The sequence below is a fragment of the Psychrobacter sp. NPDC078501 genome (assembly GCF_044900935.1).
Lineage (GTDB): Bacteria > Pseudomonadota > Gammaproteobacteria > Pseudomonadales > Moraxellaceae > Psychrobacter.
In genome coordinates this window covers 102196-122077 of record NZ_JBJDOS010000005.1, presented here as the reverse complement: position 1 = coordinate 122077, position 19882 = coordinate 102196, and the positions used below count along the sequence as shown (strand labels likewise).

The 19882-nt window shown below is 43.1% G+C and carries 15 protein-coding genes; 3 read left to right on the top strand and 12 right to left on the bottom strand.

Annotation, left to right across the window (positions count from 1 at the left end):
* Positions 1–207: 207 nt before the first annotated feature.
* From prpC to ACI2IW_RS10245, 5 genes are all read right to left on the bottom strand, one after another.
* Complete coding sequence (prpC, locus tag ACI2IW_RS10265; protein ID WP_102090708.1) at positions 208–1335, bottom strand: 2-methylcitrate synthase; 1128 nt, start codon at positions 1333–1335, stop codon at positions 208–210.
* A 96-nt stretch (positions 1336–1431) separates the two neighbouring features.
* Complete coding sequence (locus tag ACI2IW_RS10260) at positions 1432–2073, bottom strand: DUF2059 domain-containing protein (protein WP_404693588.1); 642 nt, start codon at positions 2071–2073, stop codon at positions 1432–1434.
* A gap of 100 nt (positions 2074–2173) precedes the next feature.
* Positions 2174–3067 (bottom strand): methylisocitrate lyase, encoded by an 894-nt coding sequence (gene prpB / locus ACI2IW_RS10255; protein ID WP_114700000.1) that lies wholly within the window; start codon positions 3065–3067, stop codon positions 2174–2176.
* 384 nt (positions 3068–3451) lie between these two features.
* The gene (locus tag ACI2IW_RS10250) at positions 3452–4738 is read right to left on the bottom strand and encodes an NRAMP family divalent metal transporter (RefSeq protein WP_404693587.1); all 1287 of its coding nucleotides are present in this window, start codon (positions 4736–4738) and stop codon (positions 3452–3454) included.
* 284 nt (positions 4739–5022) lie between these two features.
* Positions 5023–6054 carry a LysR family transcriptional regulator gene (locus ACI2IW_RS10245; protein WP_404693586.1) on the bottom strand — a complete coding sequence of 344 codons (1032 nt, stop codon included), beginning with the start codon at positions 6052–6054 and terminating at the stop codon, positions 5023–5025.
* Between the two features lie 234 nt (positions 6055–6288).
* Between ACI2IW_RS10245 and ACI2IW_RS10240 the strand changes: the two genes are divergently transcribed.
* Together ACI2IW_RS10240 and ACI2IW_RS10235 are read left to right on the top strand one after the other, a co-directional pair.
* Positions 6289–7230, top strand: coding sequence for a hypothetical protein (locus ACI2IW_RS10240; protein ID WP_404693585.1), 942 nt, complete (start codon positions 6289–6291; stop codon positions 7228–7230).
* Between the two features lie 162 nt (positions 7231–7392).
* Positions 7393–7845: a hypothetical protein gene (locus ACI2IW_RS10235; protein ID WP_404693584.1), complete on the top strand. Its 453-nt coding sequence runs from the start codon at positions 7393–7395 to the stop codon at positions 7843–7845.
* Between the two features lie 259 nt (positions 7846–8104).
* Here ACI2IW_RS10235 and ACI2IW_RS10230 read toward each other — a convergent pair whose 3' ends face one another.
* From ACI2IW_RS10230 to ACI2IW_RS10200, 7 genes are all read right to left on the bottom strand, one after another.
* A complete protein-coding gene (locus tag ACI2IW_RS10230; protein WP_404693583.1) occupies positions 8105–9268 on the bottom strand; it encodes a TauD/TfdA family dioxygenase in 1164 nt (387 codons plus the stop codon).
* A gap of 257 nt (positions 9269–9525) precedes the next feature.
* Complete coding sequence (gene ppc, locus ACI2IW_RS10225) at positions 9526–12306, bottom strand: phosphoenolpyruvate carboxylase (RefSeq protein ID WP_404693582.1); 2781 nt, start codon at positions 12304–12306, stop codon at positions 9526–9528.
* Positions 12307–12466: 160 nt separating this feature from the next.
* On the bottom strand, positions 12467–13924 hold the full coding sequence (locus ACI2IW_RS10220) for an alanine/glycine:cation symporter family protein (RefSeq protein ID WP_404693581.1): 1458 nt from the start codon (positions 13922–13924) through the stop codon (positions 12467–12469).
* 67 nt (positions 13925–13991) lie between these two features.
* Positions 13992–15479 (bottom strand): aldehyde dehydrogenase, encoded by a 1488-nt coding sequence (locus ACI2IW_RS10215; RefSeq protein ID WP_404693580.1) that lies wholly within the window; start codon positions 15477–15479, stop codon positions 13992–13994.
* Between the two features lie 52 nt (positions 15480–15531).
* On the bottom strand, positions 15532–16395 hold the full coding sequence (dapA, locus tag ACI2IW_RS10210; protein WP_404693579.1) for a 4-hydroxy-tetrahydrodipicolinate synthase: 864 nt from the start codon (positions 16393–16395) through the stop codon (positions 15532–15534).
* 100 nt (positions 16396–16495) lie between these two features.
* On the bottom strand, positions 16496–17758 hold the full coding sequence (locus ACI2IW_RS10205) for an NAD(P)/FAD-dependent oxidoreductase (RefSeq protein ID WP_404693578.1): 1263 nt from the start codon (positions 17756–17758) through the stop codon (positions 16496–16498).
* A gap of 69 nt (positions 17759–17827) precedes the next feature.
* Complete coding sequence (locus ACI2IW_RS10200) at positions 17828–18817, bottom strand: proline racemase family protein (protein ID WP_404693577.1); 990 nt, start codon at positions 18815–18817, stop codon at positions 17828–17830.
* Between the two features lie 234 nt (positions 18818–19051).
* Here ACI2IW_RS10200 and ACI2IW_RS10195 point away from each other — a divergent pair, with 234 nt between their 5' ends.
* On the top strand, positions 19052–19849 hold the full coding sequence (locus ACI2IW_RS10195) for a helix-turn-helix domain-containing protein (RefSeq protein ID WP_404693576.1): 798 nt from the start codon (positions 19052–19054) through the stop codon (positions 19847–19849).
* The last annotated feature ends 33 nt before the right edge of the window (positions 19850–19882 follow it).

The following is a 19882-nucleotide window of genomic DNA, read 5'->3' as shown; positions in this document are numbered from 1 at the left end:
TCCTTTAGCAAAATCATCGTTTGCTTTTGTAGGCTTTGCTAAAGAAGCGATATCGAAAATTAAAAGGGCGTGGTCTATAAAAAAGATAGCGTATGACGATTAAACCTGCAGAGATCATAGCAAGGCTCAATCATCATACCTGTATCAGCTAGCACTGCCGCTAGCTGATAGTAAGTACGTAACAATAGCTACTTAAAAGAAATCAACTTAACGCGCACTCATATCCGGTACTGGGCGCAGCTCTTCACCCGTGTATTCAGCACTTGGGCGAATGATACGGTTGTTAGCACGTTGCTCAAATACATGAGCTGCCCAACCAGTCAGACGTGAGCAGACAAAAATAGGTGTGAACAGTTTGGTTGGGATACCCATGAAGTGATAGGCTGATGCATGGAAAAAGTCAGCATTACAGAACAGTTTTTTCTCACGCCACATGACCTCTTCACAGCGTACTGACACTGGGTATAACACTTCATCACCAACATCAGCAGCTAGCTTCTCAGCCCAACCCTTAATCACAACGTTACGCGGGTCTGACTCGCTATAGATCGCATGACCAAAGCCCATGATTTTGTCTTTACGAGCCAGCATACCCATCATTTCTTCTTCAGCTTCATCAGGTGAGCTAAAGCCTTCAATCATATCCATCGCCGCTTCATTCGCACCGCCATGCAATGGACCGCGTAGTGAACCGATTGCACCAGTGATACAAGAATGAATGTCAGATAAGGTAGATGCACACACACGAGCGGTAAAGGTCGAAGCATTGAACTCATGCTCTGCATAAAGGATAAGCGAGACGTTCATTACTTTTTCGTGTAGCTCGTTTGGTTTTTCGCCTTTGAGCAAATGTAAGAAATGTCCGCCAATCGTGGCATCATCTGTATCGGTCTCGATACGTACATTGTCATGGGTAAAACGATACCAATAGTTGATAATCGATGGGAAGGCCGCTAGCATACGGTCAGTTTGATCGTTTTGCTGAGCAAAATCAGTTTCGGTCTCAAGGTTGCCAAGCATAGAGCAGCCCGTACGTAGCACGTCCATTGGATGCGCATCAGCTGGGATACGTTCAAGTACGTCTTTTAATGCTTGTGGTAAGCCACGCAAGCTTTTGAGTTTGGCTTGATAGGCATCAAGCTCACTTTGAGTAGGCAAGTTGCCGTATAACAGCAAATACGCCACTTCTTCAAAAATACATTTATCTGCCAGCTCTGATACATCATAACCGCGATAGGTCAGACCAGAGCCTGATTTGCCAACGGTAGATAAAGAGGTTTTACCAGCGACTTGTCCACGTAGACCTGCGCCTGAAAGTTCTTTTTGTGCTGCCATGTTTACATTCCTTTTGTTGGTAGCTTTTTTGAGTGAAAACGGTGTTTCTGATAATAAATTTATTGGTTAATGACTGACTATAGCGCCAGTTTAGCGTTATGCAGGCTGTTCAGGCTGTGGGCCGTCTAAATCGACCTTACAGCGCTCAAACTCAGCTTCAATAGGGCCATTTAAGACTTCCATTGCGCTGCCTTCGCCTTCTGCATTATTGATCTTCATATACTTGGCACCTAGTGGTGACTCCATAAATGTCTGAATTTCAGTCATTTCTTCTGGGGTAGGGTCAGCCATTGGCGTTGCCACCTCTTCGCCATTCATAACGCGCAATTGCTCATTGCCAAAAGCAAGTAATTTTTTACCCACATCCGACGTATAAAAGTCATCTAATTCTTTTAACTCTGCATCAGTAAACTGACTCTTATAAAAACGATCGACTTCCGCTTTACCCAAGTCTTTGTCACGTGACTCGAGGCAGCTGACTTGCTCTTCACTGAGCGCGCCGCTATTGATAATTGGTGCAAACAATAGGCTGTTGACGGTATCTAATGTAATCGTCGTCATGATCAAGTCATTTTGAGCATCAGTTTCGCTTTCGCTAACCACAGTCTCGCTCGTATCACTGGTAGTATCGTCGACGTTTTCTGGTGTTTTATCACAGCCTGTCATGAATAACAGCGCCGCAAGCGTGCTACTAAGTAGTGAGGATTTGACAACCGTATGAGCAGTAGAAAATGGCATAAATAACCTAAAGGTAAATGAAGACGGGTTTTGAAACGATAAAGCACACAGAGGTGGTTTATCGTTTCGGCGTTGCTACTTGGCAATTATTAGTTATTAACTACTTATTATCAGCAAATAGCTTGTCTAGTGTCTGCTCAAACTCATGATAGTTCAAGAAATCATAGAGCTCCATACGAGTCTGCATGGTATCAACGACTTTGTCTTGTGTACCATCATCTAACAAATGCTGATAAACGTTCAATGCTGCTTTGTTCATAGCGCGGAAAGCGGATAGTGGATATAGCACCATCTCGACACCCACACTATACAACTGATCAGTGGTATATAGATCTGTCTGACCAAACTCTGTCATGTTTGCCAGTACTGGAATATCGAGTACATCAGTGAACTTACGATACATCTCGATATCGGTCAGCGCTTCTGCAAAGATCATATCTGCGCCCGCTTCTTGGAAGGCAACGGCACGTTCAACAGCAGCGTCCAAACCTTCTACTGATAGGGCATCTGTACGAGCCATCACTACAAAGTCAGGGTCAGTTTTTGCGTCCAACGCCGCTTTTAGACGATCAACCATCTCTGAGATACTAACGATTTCTTTGTTGGGGCGATGACCACAACGTTTCTGCGCCACTTGGTCTTCGATATGTACTGCCGCGACGCCTGCTTTTTCCATTTTTCTGATAGTTTGAGCGATGTTAAATGCGCCACCAAAGCCCGTATCGATATCGACAAGCAGTGGGGTATCGACTGCATCAGTGATACGGCGAGCATCTTCTAGTACGTTATCAAGGCTGGTCATACCAAGATCAGGCAAGCCAAATGACGCATTGGCCACGCCAGCACCAGAGAGATACAACGCTTGATGACCAACTTGGGTCGCCATCATCGCTGTATAGGCATTGATAGCGCCTGCAATCTGTAATGGCTGGTTGTTATCATTTTTTTGAGTGAGAGCACTGCGAAAGCGCGCGCCTGCTGAAGATGAGGTCATATGATTGTCCTTACATGGAGGGAAAATATTCTAATTGTTGTAGCTGATTATACTCAATTATTCATGCCTGAAAAGTTTGAGTTCTCAATTAATATTTAATTTAAATAATAATTAAATGTAGTATATTTAATAGTATTTATAATTCAAATAGCATTATGCATTTATTGGTAATTTCCTATGATAAGTATTCATATTGCTTAAAATTACAGCTTTTAAAACCTTCTATTTTTTACATTTAGTTACAATTACTAAGTTTGCTAATTCATGATTACTGTTTTATTAATTTAACGACAATCATCAAAAAGCCCCAACAGCTAGGCTATTAGGGCTTATGTTTCGCTTAAATAAGATTGTTAAGTGCTGAGTCTTATAGTAAGCAAAAGCTTAAGCAAATAGACCTGCAAGATTGGCCAAGAACAATAATGCGAAGCCTGCCAAGAATATTAGACCCGCGATAGACAGAGCATTCATACCTGCTGACAGTTTCTTATGCTTTTTAACCAATGAGTAGTTTAACCAACCAAAAATAGGCGCAGAGACGAACGCCGATATCATGGCAAATTTAAGCATAGCGCCTAGTTGTCCTGTGAAGAAAGTGATAATTACTAGACCACCACCGATAGCATAGGTCGTCCAAAAAGCGATCTGCTTTTTATTGATTTCGCTTTCACCTTTTAGCAGGCGCCAGCATTCAGCATTAGCGCGTCCATAGCCATCAGCACAGGTGATGGTTGTGCCGAACATACACATAAAGGCGACGAAAGCGACCAGCAATTTCGACCATTCACCAATGGTTGCGGTATACATATTGATCAACTGGTTGATATAAGCACCGCCGACCAACTCAATCTCTTGTCCTGATCCGTACTGGACAAACACGCCTAACGATAAGAAGAACAAGGCCAATATCGCTGAGACTGCATAGCCAACGTTAAAATCTAACAAGCCTTGGCTATGCGTGGTGTGATCCGCTTTGACTTTGGCAGAGGTCCACATAGAGGTAATTGCAGCAAACTCAAGCGGTGCTGGCATCCAGCCCATGAGTGCTACGATGAATCCCAACGTGGCTAAATTCCAAGGAGAAGCCGCCACAAAATCTACTGCCATAACGGTTGGCTTGCCAGCTGCAATGATAACTGCAGCAACGGTAGCCGTGGTAAGCGCAATCATAATCCACTTAGTCACGCCATCGAGCAACTTATAATGCCCTGCAATCAAAAAGAACCAAGAGACCGCGACGATAATGAGAGATAACGCCATTGTCGACAGACCAAGTGAGGCTGGCAACATAAAGCCCAAAATTACGGCCGCAATAAGTGAAACCGCACCCGTACTAATAACCGCTGACAAGATAGAAAGAATAAAATATACCCAAAGATATACCTTTGAGCGTTTGGCATAGCCTGCAATCAAACTCTCGCCAGTATCGTAGACATAGTCAGTTGCAAAGCGAAAAAACGGATACTTAAACACGTTGGCCAATACAATCATAATAGCCAATTGCCAGCCATAGATAGCACCCGCCTGTGTTGATGAAATCAAATGCGAACCACCAATGGCAGCAGTCGCCATCAAAATGCCTGGGCCAAAGATGCGCCAGCTAAAGCCCTCTTGTTGCGAGGCAACGCTATCGTCAGGGGCACTTGGGTTGTTGAGTTGTTGTGTGGACATGAATACCTCGAAATGGTTAAAACAGCAAATTATCACTTACCTGTGTCAGCTTGCTAATGATCAGAAAAGAACGTCCTATAAATCGTCTAAATATAAAACGATTTACATCGTATCGACTTTATCACACCAACACTGTCTAGGAGAATGATTATTCTAGTTAGTATTACTATTTGTTTGCATTGCTATTCTTGTTAGTTAGCATACTTATAAAATAATATCAATATTTAAAATGAATTATTTTTGGCGGTTCTTTATAACACAATATTCATCGGATATCTGCCCATTTAGGCCTGTGACACAAAATTTTGCTGCCGATAAGTGATGCCGCGCTGTTCGTAGACGTGATAAATAGCTGTGAGCAAGTCAGGTATTTTGGGATGTACAAAGTCTTTGAGGGTGTGTAAATAAATAGGGGAGGTGACATTTTCATGAACCAAACGTTGGTAGCTGATCTGTTCCGTACGTACGGTTTGCAAACTGGCAGGCACCAATGTAATGCCTTCGCCTGCCGCGACCAGTCCCAATGCTACCTGCAAATCACTGACTGTCGTGGTCATAAAAGGTGAGATGCCATACTGGGCAAAAAGATGTAGTAAAGGCTCAGTAATAGGCTCGCTAGCGCTAGATGATGCTTCATGAGTAGCAGCACGGTTGACTCTATTTGTAGATAACTTGTCGCTCGATTGGGTTCCTGTCTCTGTCGTCACCGTGGACGATACTGGCAAATGTGTTTGATGATATAAAATTAAGCGATTGTTCGCTAGGTCTATCAAGCGCTGCTTACGTACATTGGCAAGCGGATGTGATTTTGGCAATGCCACCACGTAGCGTTCATGACGTAGCAGGATTTGCTGAATCCATGGGTCTTGATGGGCAAATCGGCCAAAACCAATATCAATTTCACCAGACTTGAGTGCATCTATTTGTTGATATGAGCTGATGTCTTTTAAATTAACGTCGATATCAGGGCTGAACTGTTTAAGCGTGGCAATGATTTCAGGCAACAGGCCATATAGTACTGAGGGCACAAAACCTATATTTAAAACGCTGCTGGGTGCTGATAGGCGCTGAGTCATACTGGTTACAGTATCAATCTCGGTCAGTATCGTGCTTATTTTATCGTAGAAAAAACTGCCCGCTTCAGTCAGATGTAGTGGCCTGTGGTAGCGATCAATAAGCACCACGCCCATGTCAGTCTCTAACTGTTTTAGCAAGCGACTCAGGCTCGGCTGTGACAGTCCTGCTTTGGTGGCGGCAGCGCTAAAGCTGCGCAAATCGGCAACCGCGATAAATGCATTGAGCTGTTTTAAATCCATACTATTGAGCCTGTCATAGTCTATGCTATCTCTACATAGAACAGTTCTTAAGATTGGTTTATCATATTATTTAGAATAGTTCTTATCAATATTAGCGCTATCCCATAAATTGTGCTTGAAGATAATAGGTCGAGCAACTATATTGTTGGCTAATAACACTGTTACACTATAGTAAGAAAATTCATTCTAGCAATCATTTAACACCAGTAGAGAAAACTGGTTTGGTATTATTCTATGAGCGACGAAAAAGAAGACGCTGGCACCGATTTTGAAGGAAAATTGGCTAGAATTATTGACCAAAAGTCGCGTAAGCGTAATAACAACGACATCTATGAACGCTTTATCAATCGAGTCCATGGTTCTGAAGAGAACGATCAGGCTGAGTTTGAAACACTAGAAAGTGCAAAGAACCTTGCCGCTTTCGAACCCTTGAGCACAGAAGAGTTGCAACTGTTTGAAGATCAAAGCAGTGAGCAAGAATTATTGCTAGAAACAGAAAATGCTACAGCAGCAAACACTACCTCTGAAGCTTCAGATACAAATGTAGTATTTGAAAATATATCTGAAAATAATGTGCTGAATATCGCTAACGATAGCGACAGCATTAGTATCGATGTCAATGATGTCAGTTCAGATACAGAGGCCTCAGAATATATAGATCGCAACAATATAGATAGTAGTAATCAAACAGAGTCATCCTCTACGATTGACTATAGTGAATCTAACATAAATGAGATATCGGATGATGATTCTTTAAACATCTTTTTAAACATTGAGAATGTGTCTGAATCAGCTATCGAAGAGCCAGTCATAGACAATAAAGTGATCAAAAGCAAGAAACCATTCATAACAGTTGTGGCGATTGGTTTAATCGTATTGGTTGCTATTGCATTAATGCTTGTATTTTCAGGAGTCTTATCTACTTCTGCGGTTGATAGTATAGACAACAGCACTGATGTCAACGTAGAGACAGACAGTAAACCAGCCACTACTCAGCAAGATACTTTGGGCAACAATAGTCAGGACCTGCCAGCTGCTAATGAATTAGAGTCAACTTCTAAAGATCCTACACCAGAAGATGATGCCACTGTTATAGCTACTGAAGAAGCTGCTATAACTTATGAAGATTTTAGACAAGAGTCACAGACCACCTTATACCGCGAAACCAATGATTAAAGGATTTACGTTTTATACCATTTTTAACAGTTAGATAACCGTCTATCAATTTATTCGAGACGTTCGTACTAGAAATCGTTGCAATACAATATAAAATTCGTATCATTATGTAAAAGGCACGGTTATGTGCTATTAGTGATATGAATTAGACGGTACGTAACTATGAATGAATCAGAAAACGTGAATAATGATATCGAGCCAAAAAGCATCAGACCCCGTAGTCTTGTTTTTGCTATTATCAGTGTCATCTGTATTGTTCTAATATCTGCTTTCTATATGTCTAACCGTATTTCTTCCACGTTATCTCAAGCGTCGCCTACTAATAACGGTTTAACAGTCAGCAACATTACTAAAGAGGCTAATGCTAATCAGACTGTACAACAGTATTCGAATAGCCAAAACCAACCTAGCAGACCTATAGTGATTGACGGTCATGAGGATGACACCGCCCTTAGCTATCATGACTTCAAGCAAGAAGCGCAAAATGTACTATTTCGTGAGGAAGAACAGATCATACAAGCTAAATACAGTGCACATGGTATAACGCCTGCTGTCAGCGCTGCAGACTTTAAAATAGAAGCACATAAAACCTTATATCGTGAATCCAGTTATTAGGGCTGCTATTAGCACTATAAGATTATGATAACTATAAGTCAGTAAGTGAATAATATTAAGCCCCATTTCTCTTCTCTCATGTTTAGAGAGGAGAAATGGGGCTTTTTTTGTGGGCTCAGTGCTCCATGCTTTAGCTTGGTGTTATTTGTGAAAGGTCGTAAAGCTGCTTGATAGAGCGCTTGTATTTTTCATAAGGCAACATGAAGGGACGCAGCTTAGAGTCATCAACAGACACCGAGGCCAAGTACTGTGGGTCGTGTTAAGCCAGTTGCTTTTTGAGCGTTCGCAAACGGCTTTTGAACTCTGAGCGGTCAACATAACAGCCTTTGAGACGACGCTCACCGACGTTTTCATCAAATGCGTTACGCCCATGCAGGACTCGGCGATTATCAAAAACTACCATTTGACCCGCCGCTAATTTTAATTCAATCTTATAGCGACTGTCTTTTAGTCGAGCCATCAGCTCTCGATAAGCAAGATAGTAGTCGTACATAACATCACTTGGCAAATCAAAAACATCTGCAAGATGCGCGTTGTATTTGATTTCGACAATATTGCCAAAGTTGTCTAAATTGATGACGGGATGGTGCTCACGGATATCATGGGCAGTGTCATGAAAACGAAAGGGGATGGCATATTCGGCAAGCAAGCGAAAATACTCATGCTGCTCTTTTCGTAACCCTTCTAACACCTTTAATCCATCCACAAAAGTAGATTCGCCACCTATACTTTCATTACTCAAAAAATGCAAAAATTGATAGCCTGGAGGCAACTCCTGATTTGGCAAGTCGGTATGCAAAGGTAATGAGAGCGAGGTATAAGCCAAATTGATTGGTGACTTTTCTGATATCACATCAAAGGTCATACCGAAGTTAGTCTGCCGCAGATAATCGACTCGCATGGCGGTCTGTACGCCAGCATCAGAGTCATCTGGCATATTATCAATGATAGTAAGCCCATATTTATCCAGCGCACTCATCCACTCATATAAAGCACTGTCACTGGTCATGATGCTCTGCTGGTCATACATGGGGATGTGGTCAATAAACGTGCCATCCCAACTTTCATAAGGACTGCTATGGTCCTTGGCCAATGCACTAGAATACCCAAACTCACGTAACCAACTCTGATCAAAGTGACTGATATGCGCTTGTTCTGACCATTCAATCGTCAGCGTTGTCTCATCAAAAGAGACGGATAGTGGATGGATATCTTTTGAGACACTCAGTAAATCAAAGCTACGCTCGCCAGTGTGCGGATGAAAAGCCGATGGGCAGTTATCACGCAGCCAGATATAGTGGTACGTACTGTCGATACCATCATTCCAGCGTATTTGAATAGCGCGGTCAATGAGTGCAACGGATTCTATATGGTAATCAATTGCTGCGATGTCTAGAGATGGTGTTGATTGAGGCGTTTCCATTGGAGCAGACCCTACATATACATGAAGTAAAAATATATTTTACGGTATCTTGTTCGGATCGGTTATTCAAACAATGAATTACGAATCACCTAATGGGCAATATCAATCAACGCAGTACTAAACTGCGATTGATATCTGGCGAGATATTTTCTGAAGGGTTTTGGATAATATTAAGGCTTCGCGAACGAAGCCTTAATATTTGCGACAATTGGTATAAGCTTTTTATTTATCCGAAAGCTAATTATCGAAAAGCTACCTTAACCAGTATTTCGTAACCCTGCAGCTAGCGCATTGATACTACGGATTAATGGATCTTCTACATTAAGGTCGTCATGTGCCGAATCATTCGGGATATTCTGTTGTCTAGCACGCTTCAACAGCTCAATCTGGATATAGTTAATAGGATCTAGATAAGCGTCTCGCCACTGCAGGGATGAAGCAAGGTTTTGCTGATTGGACAATAAAGAATCTTGTTCAAGCAGAGAGTTTAAGCCCGAATTAGTCAGCGTGTATTCATCGGTGACCGCTGTCATGATTTTTTCGCGTAACGGCTCATCATCACACAGTTGACTATAGGCCTCGGCAATATTCATATTGGCTTTGGTAAAAGCCATTTCGATATTACTGATAAATACGCTAAAGAAAGGCCAATGCTGATTCATCTCTTTCATCAATGCTTCGTCTTTTTTGACGCTATCTAGCGCACTACCGACGCCATACCAAGCAGGTAAGGTAAAGCGTGCGAGTGACCAGCCAAATACCCAAGGAATCGCTCGTAAGGTGGTCTTACTTGGCAGGCCTTTTTTACGATGAGCAGGACGTGAGCCAATGTTTAATAAAGAGATTTCTTGTACTGGGGTGACCTCGGAGTAGAATTTATAAAACCCTTCGGTATGATCGGTCAGCTCGCGATAGCGCTGCTCTCCAGCATCTGCTAAGCGTGCAAACAGCGCTTCATACTCTGGCAACTCAGTCGGTTGTACCACAAACCTTGTCGAGCAGGCTTTGAGTGTACCCGTAATCGCCATGGTCAGCTCAAACACGGCAGTATCTGTATTGGCATACTTGGCATAGAGCACTTCGCCTTGCTCAGTTACCTTAATCTGCCCATGCAGCGTGCCTGCTGGCTGTGCCGCAATGGCTTTGTGCGTTGATCCACCACCACGGCTCACAGAACCGCCACGACCATGGAACAAGCGTGTTTTTATGCCATATTGCTCAGCAATGTTATTGATGGTTTGCTGTGCACTATAAAGCTGCCAAGCAGAGGTGATAATACCGCCGTCTTTTGATGAGTCTGAATAACCTAGCATAATCTCTTGCGTGTTGTCCGTGTTCTGTAGCAGTCCACGATACAGCGGATTGTCTAGCACGGCAGGCAAGATTTTATCGATATTTTTGAGATCTTCGATGGTCTCAAACAACGGTGCGACAGGTAGGTCAGCAGACAACTGACCTTCGTCATCAATTCTGCATAAGCCTGCAAACCGCATGAGCAGCAATACTTCTAGTAGCTGACTGGCATTATTAGTCATTGAAATGACGTAACTGCCAAAGGTGTCTTGGCCAACCAATTTGCGTAGAGTAGCGACCGAATTCATCAGTGACAATTGCTCACGCGTTTTGTCTGTCAGGTTATCAGTATAGATAAGCGGCGTGCCTGGTTTTTCTAGCAATCGTGTGAGCCATTCCTGACGTTCGGTTTCGCTTAGCGTTTGATAATCAGGCAGGTTGGAGGCACTAGCAAAGATATCGGCAATCACCTCACTATGATATGAGGACTCTTGACGGATATCGAGCGCTGCCAAATGAAAGCCGCAAGTTTTGACCAGACGAATCACATCGAGTAATAACCCATCGCTATGTGCCGTATCGTGTGTATTGACACTTTGACGGATAATGCGCAGGTCTTCTAGTAACTCTTCTGGATTGCGATAAGCATCTTTTTCGGCCTCGATATCCGTACCTTTGCTTTGAATGCGGCGATTGGTGGCTTTGACTTTAGTGAGGATTATCGAGAGCAGGCGACGATAAGGCTCATTGCCATAGTCATCGAGATTGTAATCAAACACACGTTGATCGAGCTCATCGTAACTTTTGATTTTGGCATATACGTCAGGTTCGACCGTCACAATCGTATCGCTATGAATGAGCTGGCGTCGCAGTTTTTTTAGCAGAACTTGATAGTGACGTAACACGGTATCCGCATGCATCAATACGGCAAGCTCTGTGGTCTCAAAAGTCACAAAAGGATTGCCATCTCTGTCGCCGCCGATCCAAGAGCCAAAACTCATGAACGCTGGTAATGGGTAATCCGTCAGCTCTGGATAGATATCAACGATGGCTTTTTTGATATTACGATATACTTTAGGAATGGCATTGAACAAACTGGCATTAAAGTAATGCAAGCCATTGTTAATCTCATCATATACCAACGGCTTACGGGTGCGCACTTCGTCAGACGACCATAATAGATCAATCGTTTGCGCCGTTTGTTCTTTAGCTTGCTCGTAGGCGAAGCTGTTTTCAGACACGTTATTTAAAGCGTCGCTATGCGTGAATAGACTTTGTAAGATATTCATCGTAGTACGGCGACGCGCTTCGGTAGGATGCGCCGTAAATACAGGTGTAAACTTCAGCTGATCAATCAGCTCTTGCATTTGAGCAGGCTCAATATTGCGTTCACGACACTCAAGTAAGGTACGACGAAATGATCCTTCCCAGCTTTGCTCAGATTGCATACGCTGCGCGTGACGCTGCTCACGCAAGTAATTCTCTTCGCTTAGATTGGCTAGGAAAAAATAGATAGAAAAGCCGCGTATGACGTTTTTTAAGGTTTGATTGTCTAAAGAAGCAATAAAATCGATAAGCTGCTGTTTATGTGCCTCATTCGGCTCACGACGCTGTTGAATAAAGCCTTTGCGCAGCGTCTCAATCGTATCTAGCGTCTGCTCACCAGATTGGCGAGAAATAGCATCACCTAATAATGAACCCAACAAGCTGGTGCGTTTACGTAGTACGTTGTTATCTAGTGTCATCTTCAACCTTCCTATCAAATGAATGGATACAATACTATGGTTATCTTATACGTAATATCCTTATGGTTTTTTGCAATTTAACATAAATAGGTGAGGCCTGCTTGATGTTGATAACAACTTTTTTACTAGTAGATATTAGCAGACCTCTAATGCACTATTATTAAAGCGATTTTTTATGACCATGCTCATTGCTATATTCTATCCAAAAGTCCGCATTATCCACTCCAGCCTTTCTAGGGTCAAAGACAGGGTTTATACCTAATTTCATCTGCTCGTCGTAGTCTTTTAGAACTTTTAGAGCAACTTTACTTAGAAGTAAAATGGCAATGAAATTTAAGTAGCACATACTGCCAAACCCTATGTCACCTAACGCCCACATCATACCGATTGACTGGACACTACCAGTGAAACAAACGATTAAAAAGACCAGTTTGAGTACATGTTTGAGAATGGGGTAGCGCAGTTTATTGTCCAAATAGACCAACGTAGTTTCGGCAATATAGTAATAAGCAACCAAGCAGGTGAAGGCGAATAAAAAGATAGCAATCGCAACAAAGCCACTTCCATACTGGTTAAAGACAGTAGAGACAGCCGCTTGGGTAAATGCCGTACCAGCTTCAACACCAGGCATATTATCAACTAGGGTTACACCTTCAGGGGTCACCACGTTATACATGCCAGTTGATAGGATCATTAGCGCTGTTGCAGTACAGACAAGCACCGTATCGATGTAGATAGAGAAGCTTTGCACTAAGCCTTGTTTAGCAGGATGTGATACTTCGGCTGCCGCTGAGCTAAAGGTCGCCTCGCCAGCACCCGCAACGTTTGAGAAAACAGCACGGCGTACGCCCCAAGATATTGCGGTCCCAACCATACCACCAAACACTGCATCCATGCCAAAAGCGCTCTTAAAGATAAGTGCAAACATTGCAGGGATATTTTGAGCGTTAAATGCCAATACAATCACCATCATAAGGATATAACCAATTGCCATGACAGGTACGACTTTTCCTGCAAAATTAGCAATACGCTTTACACCGCCAAATATAATGATACCTAATAGTACGACAAGGATAATCCCTGTTACAACGGGCGGTATGTTAAATGCTGTATCAAAAGAGTCCGCAATGGTATTGGCCTGTACACCAGGCACTAACACGCCGTAAGATAGACAGGTCACGATAGCGACGATGATAGCAAAAGGTTTTAGCTTTAATCCTCTTTCAATATAAAAAGGGGAGCCGCCACGATATTGATCGCCGACCTTATGTTTGTATACCTGCGCTAAGGTAGACTCAATAAAAGCGCTAGCACCACCTAACACACCCATGAAAATCATCCAAAATACCGCCCCAGGGCCACCTGCTGCAATGGCTGTTGCAACCCCAGCGATATTACCCACACCAATACGTCCTGATAGCGCCATACAGAAAGCTTGGAAGGAGCTAATCCCAGCTGATGAGCTTTGTTTGTCGAACAACAGCCTAATCATTTCTTTGAAATAACGGATTTGTACGGCACGAGTCATAATTGTAAAATATATGCCGACGCCTAACGCAAGATAGACTAGGGCGTCACTCCAAATATACCCGACGATAGTATTGATGATATTTTCCATAACTTTACTTCCTTGTAATGTTTTTGGTTATGCTGACTTGGGCGTGGATAGCGGACAATGTCAGTTTTTAGTTCACCAACCAGATAGTTTTGGTTTGGGTATACTGGGACAACGCCTCTAAGCCATTGTCACGACCACCGAAGCCAGATTGTTTATAACCACCAAAAGGTGTCGTAATATCGCCCTCAGAGAAACCATTAATCGAGACGGTACCAGCTTTAATAGCGGATGCCACGCGGAATGCGCGATGGACGTTTTGTGTATAGAAGGAAGCGGCAAGCCCATAATCACTCTGATTGGCGAGCTGAATAGCTGCCTCTTCGGTTTCAAAACTTGTGACAGCTAAAAGCGGACCAAAAACCTCTTCTTTAAACAGCGTCATATCCGGGCTGACATTATCAAAGACGGTAGGCTCGATATACCAGCCACTACCGAGTTCATCGTGGATACGCCCACCTGCGATCAAACGAGCACCTTCCGTTTTGGCAGTATTGAGATGCGATATTACTTTCTCAAAATGCGCTTTTTCGATCATTGGGCCAATAGCGACCTCAGGATCGTAAGGATGACCAACCTTCCAAGACTGAAGACCTTCTTTTAATAGCGTTAACAAGGCTTCTTTTTGACTAGAATGGACAAGTAGACGTGAACCACAGCTACAGTTTTCGCTCATATTCCAAAAAGCAGCGGATAAAATATGCTCGATGGTTTGTTCATTGATAATGGCATCTGCAAAGACGATTTGAGGGCTTTTGCCACCACACTCTAAGACGACTTCCTTAAGATTGCTTTGTGCAGAGTACTGTAGAAACAGTCGACCGACTTCGGTTGATCCTGTAAAAGAAACCATATCAACATCCATATGCTGACCGAGTGCCGCACCTACTTCTTCCCCAAGCCCACAGACTAACTGCAACGCCGCCTTTGGCACGCCAGCCTCGTACGCCAATTGTGTTAATCGATATGCTGAGAGCGAGGTTAATTCAGCCGGTTTAACAATGACTGAGTTGCCAGTTATTAATGCGGGTGCAACTTTCCATGCATACATTTGTGCTGGGAAATTCCATGGTAGTACTGCACCCACTACACCGATAGGCTCTTGTACCACAAGGCCTAGCGCATCTGCGCCAGTAGGAGCAACCTTGCCAAAAACTTTATCAGCCGTTTCGGCGTACCATTCGAAGGTTTCAATCGTAGCGGGCAGGTCAGTGTTGAGACATTCTGTAATAGGCTTGCCTGCATCGACGCAATCTAGGGCAGCTAACTCATCCATATGCTCATGCATCAATTGACACCAGCGCTGCATGATAGCTTTGCGCTCTGCAGGAGACATCCGTCGCCACTCGCCATGTTCAAAAGCGTCTCGGGCTGCCGCGACCGCCGTATTAACATCTTGCCGACTTCCATTAGCAATGCTACCTATGCAGGTATTATCAATAGGGCTGTAGTTAGGGAGTGTTGTCTCAGGTACTGGTGCTGTGGTATCTATTAAATGGCCTGCCCAAAGCTGTTGGTTGCTGGCGAGTTCGAAGACTTGTGCTGTGGTCATACTCATTAGACTGTCCTTTTCTATACAATGGTAGGAACGATAAGAATGGTGCGATGTATCAAGACAGAAGTGCTAAAAATGACTGAGTCTCTTCTTTTGACATATCAGTCAAAGGTAGTCGTACTGACCCAACATTAATGCTCCCGTTAATGCAGCCTGCTTTGGCTTTTTGGTTATAGTTTCCAGACTCCATAGAGTGGATAGCAGGATACATGGCTGTCATCAGCTCCTTAGCACGGTTCCAATCACCTTTTTGTGTGGCTTCAAACAATGCGACTTGTTCTGCTGGAAATACGTTAGCCGCACCAGCGATCCAGCTCTTAGTACCCCAAAAGAAGAAATCTACTGGTTGATCGTCACAACCACAAACCACTTCAAAGTTTTCAAAATCAGCCTGTAGCATACGTAATGCATGGCTAAAATCGCCGCTGCTCTCCTTGACACCTACAATATTGGGATGTTTGGATAAATGCGCGACGGTTTCAAATTCAATGCTCACACCGACGCGTGCTGGAAAGTTATACATAATGATAGGTAGGTCAGTGGCATCAGCGACGGTTTCAAAATGCGCAATAATACCGTCTTGGTCTGGTAGGCTATACGGATTGGCTGATAACATTAAGCCGTCGTAGCCCAGATTTTTGGCTTGATGAGCAAGTTCGATAGAATGATTGGTCGATAAACTGTTGATACCTGCAATCAGAGTGACTTTGCCTTTGGCAGCGTCAGCGATAGTGGTCAAAACCAGCTCACGCTCTGCAGGCGAGAACGTGTAGTATTCCCCCGTTGTACCGCAAGCTACGATTCCGGTAACGCCTTTTTCTATGAATACATTGACCAGTTCGGTTAACTTTTGAGTATCAATATCTCCATTAACATCGAAAGGAGTAACGATAGGGACTAAAACGCCATGAATGTTCATATAAATATCCTTATTTGGAAGTAAAAGCCGTTAGTAAGCCATGAGCTATTAGCGACGTTGTTGGTTCTATGAATTGTCATAGAGATAAGATGTTCGATTATTATTTAAAAGACTTACGTTTGAAGCGATTTAGACGATAGGCAGTAGAATCTACCATGGCAGTATCGCCAAAATACAAAGCCGCGATCATCTGTGCGCTTACCACAGCTTGGGTCAGACCTAGATGCTGATGACCAAAGTTTAAAAAGACTGAGTTATGTCTATCTATGATGGGTAGCGAGTCTGCTGTAGAAGGTCTAAACCCCATCCATTGCGTATTGCTGTCACTATCTAGTGGGGCCTTTAGCATTGCTTGAGCTTGTTTTAACAGCATATTCGCACGGTTCATATTTGCTGGCGCCTCAAGTCCTGCATACTCAACAGTGCCAGCCAAGCGCAGCCCTTTCTCCATTGGTGTCATAATAAAGCGGCGATCCATGCTAGAAATAGGGATGTTGAGACGCTGACTTTCGTTAGGAAGCATCAGGTGATAGCCTCGCTCTGTATCCATTGGTACTGAGACGCCTGTGAGCTGTTTGGCTAAGGCTTTGGAATGAGCTCCTGCGGCGAGCATAATTTTGCTGGCATGAAGCTGCTTTTGTGTCGTCGTCAAACGAATACCATCAGTTATTACTTCCGCGCTCAGAACACGGCAATTCTCATAAATTTGACCACCAAGCGATCTAAAAATAGTACTTAATTTATGGGTAATGGCTTCTATATTGGTGATATGACCTGTCTCTGGAAAAAACAAAGCACCCAGTTGATTGTCTTTTAACCCAGGCTCAAGAGCTGTCAATGCTGACTGTGAGAGTAGGCTGTTAGAGACACCTAAACTATTTAAGCGTTGGCCGTGTTCAGTCAGCATTTTTAGACTGTTAGGTGTCTCTGCGGTTAAAACAGATCCTTGTATTTGTACCCAAGAATGTAACTGCCACTCTTTGGCAAAATCTTGCCAAGCTTGAAGGCTCTGCGCATTTAATGCCAAAAGCGCTTGGTGACTGCGTGCAAATGGTTCGGTACGCATATTAAGTAATAGCTGAAACGCCCATGGTGCTAAGCGTGGAAGGTAGCGCCAATCTATCCGCAGAGGCCCTTCAGGGTTGAGTAGCATGGCAGGAACATGTCGTAAGATACTGGCATCAGCGATAGGGAAAACCTGTTCAGTGGCAATGTGACCTGCGTTGCCATAAGTTGCACCGCGAGCAATTTTATCGGCTTCCAAAATTGCAACTTTTACCCCACGAGACTGTAGGGTAATCGCAGCACATAGTCCGATAATGCCACCACCAATGATATGTATATCAAACACTTGTGTGTCCATGAGAGTCTCGCTTTTCTGAGCTTGCTGAGCAGTGATTGGTTACTTCCTAGAAGCTATATAAACTGGTATCTATAAAGAAATACCCCATTTGAACGGATCGCTGTCTTGAACGATGAGCGAGGTCTCTGCACATACGTAGGCGTACCCTCGGATCGTGGGGATAATAGTATTGATAGGGTGGTTATGAAGAGAGCTATGATGACTAAGCACATCAATAGGCTGATAGCTGGCACTAAAGACACTGCCAATGATGCTTTGCTGATACCAAGTCTCACCAGGTGCGAGTACATTGTCTGCGGCTAAGCAAGCCAATTTGGCACTGGTTCCAGTACCACAAGGAGATCGATCGTAGGCAGATCCAGGGCATAATACGAAGTTTTTGCTGTTAGTGCCGGCGAGATCGCTCTTGCCAAACAGTTCTATATGATCAATTTCGCCATTGTCAGCACCCGTGATTCCAGACTTATGAAGAGCTTTTTTGATCTGTATGCTAAATTGAGTAAGCGCCTCAACATTATTGGCTTCAATAGCTTGCTTATGATCGTTGACTAAGAAAAACCAATTACCACCCCAAGCGATATCTCCATAGATAGGACCGATATCAGGTACTTGAACTTCTACTTGTTTTTGGTAGCGATAAGAGGGGACATTCTGGACGCTACAACTACCATCATCATGCAAGGTTGCTTTAACTAGGCCTACGCTTGTTTCTAAATAGTGATCACCAGCGGTTATCTTTTGTTGATAAGCTAGAGATGCAATAACGCCGATAGTGCCATGGCCACACATACCTAAATAGCCATGATTATTAAAGAAGATCACGCCAGCCGTGGCACGAGGATCAGAAGGCGGGCACAAAAGCGCTCCGACAAGCACATCATTACCACGAGGTTCTAGGATAATACTTTGACGTAAATGATCGAAATTCTGTTTGAAGTCCTGAAGTTTTTCTTGAATAGATTGCCCACTAAGCTCAGGAAATCCTGCATACACCATACGAGTAGGTTCACCGCCAGTATGCGAATCAATAATCTTAAGAGTGAAAAGCGTATCAAACATGACTGCCTACCTGATTCATCCGTGAGTTAATATACTGTTAGCGTTATTCATAAATGAACAAGGCGTAAATATAGAATGACGTTTTTCAGAAAAGCAGTCTTGATGTTTTTATATGAATAAATGCGCATTTCTGCACAGGTTATAAAGATATTTAGGAGTATAAATATGGTGTAGCACCCTAAAATACCTGAAAAGCTCAACAACAAGCTTGAGATGCTATATGGGAATATACCGATGCGGCCGTTAGTATTAGAAGCACCTACAAAACAACTGTCAAAACACCTACAGACTTATCAACCAGCCAATTTTGATGAGTTTGTTGGCAATATATCGTTATTGATGCCTCTGTTTGATACTATGAAAAATGTGGTGTTTTTTGTTAAAGATGATCAAGCATGCTATCGATTAGTCAGTAAAACGCTCATTAGACGTAGCGGGCTTAAAAACAAAAAAGCACTAATAGGACTGACTACAGAACAAGTCTTTCTGGAGTCTCAGGGCAAGGATTATCTCAATCAGGATCTTAGAGTGTTAAGGGAAGGCAGGGAGATTATTGATAAGTTAGAACTACATAGTTATGCATCAGGACAGCTAGGATGGTGTATCACGCAAAAAACCCCCGTCTATGATGTAGAAAATCATATTGTAGCGATGGTAGGTATATCAGTAGATATTGATGAAGATAACGAGCGGATATTACGTAAGCACGCTCGGTTGGCAAGCGTAGATCAATACGTACGAGACAATCTTGATCAAAAAATTAATATTGGCCAATTGGCGAAATTGGCAAATCTTAGTCAATCGCAATTGGAGCGTACCTTCAAAGCAGTGCTCAATATGTCACCCATTCAGTTTGTACAAAAAATGCGCTTAGAGCATGCCATTCGACTATTAGCGAATCATAAGCTAACAGTAACTCAAGTCTCCTTAAACTGTGGATACGGTGATCATAGCGCCTTTAGTCGACAGTTTAAGCAGTTTACTGGCATGTCTCCTGTGAACTTCCGTAAAATACATTTCAAAGAGCCATAAATAAGTGCAAAAAAATATGGTTTTTGACTCTAA

Coding starts and splice junctions, on each gene's coding strand:
- ACI2IW_RS10200 (WP_404693577.1), bottom strand. CDS start 18,817: ATGTTTGATACGCTTTTCACTCTTAAGATTATTGATTCGCATACTGGC.
- ACI2IW_RS10220 (WP_404693581.1), bottom strand. CDS start 13,924: ATGGAAAATATCATCAATACTATCGTCGGGTATATTTGGAGTGACGCC.
- ppc (WP_404693582.1), bottom strand. CDS start 12,306: ATGACACTAGATAACAACGTACTACGTAAACGCACCAGCTTGTTGGGT.
- ACI2IW_RS10260 (WP_404693588.1), bottom strand. CDS start 2,073: ATGCCATTTTCTACTGCTCATACGGTTGTCAAATCCTCACTACTTAGT.
- prpB (WP_114700000.1), bottom strand. CDS start 3,067: ATGACCTCATCTTCAGCAGGCGCGCGCTTTCGCAGTGCTCTCACTCAA.
- dapA (WP_404693579.1), bottom strand. CDS start 16,395: ATGAACATTCATGGCGTTTTAGTCCCTATCGTTACTCCTTTCGATGTT.
- ACI2IW_RS10230 (WP_404693583.1), bottom strand. CDS start 9,268: ATGGAAACGCCTCAATCAACACCATCTCTAGACATCGCAGCAATTGAT.
- ACI2IW_RS10195 (WP_404693576.1), top strand. CDS start 19,052: ATGCGGCCGTTAGTATTAGAAGCACCTACAAAACAACTGTCAAAACAC.
- ACI2IW_RS10250 (WP_404693587.1), bottom strand. CDS start 4,738: ATGTCCACACAACAACTCAACAACCCAAGTGCCCCTGACGATAGCGTT.
- ACI2IW_RS10235 (WP_404693584.1), top strand. CDS start 7,393: ATGAATGAATCAGAAAACGTGAATAATGATATCGAGCCAAAAAGCATC.
- ACI2IW_RS10245 (WP_404693586.1), bottom strand. CDS start 6,054: ATGGATTTAAAACAGCTCAATGCATTTATCGCGGTTGCCGATTTGCGC.
- prpC (WP_102090708.1), bottom strand. CDS start 1,335: ATGGCAGCACAAAAAGAACTTTCAGGCGCAGGTCTACGTGGACAAGTC.
- ACI2IW_RS10240 (WP_404693585.1), top strand. CDS start 6,289: ATGAGCGACGAAAAAGAAGACGCTGGCACCGATTTTGAAGGAAAATTG.
- ACI2IW_RS10215 (WP_404693580.1), bottom strand. CDS start 15,479: ATGAGTATGACCACAGCACAAGTCTTCGAACTCGCCAGCAACCAACAG.
- ACI2IW_RS10205 (WP_404693578.1), bottom strand. CDS start 17,758: ATGGACACACAAGTGTTTGATATACATATCATTGGTGGTGGCATTATC.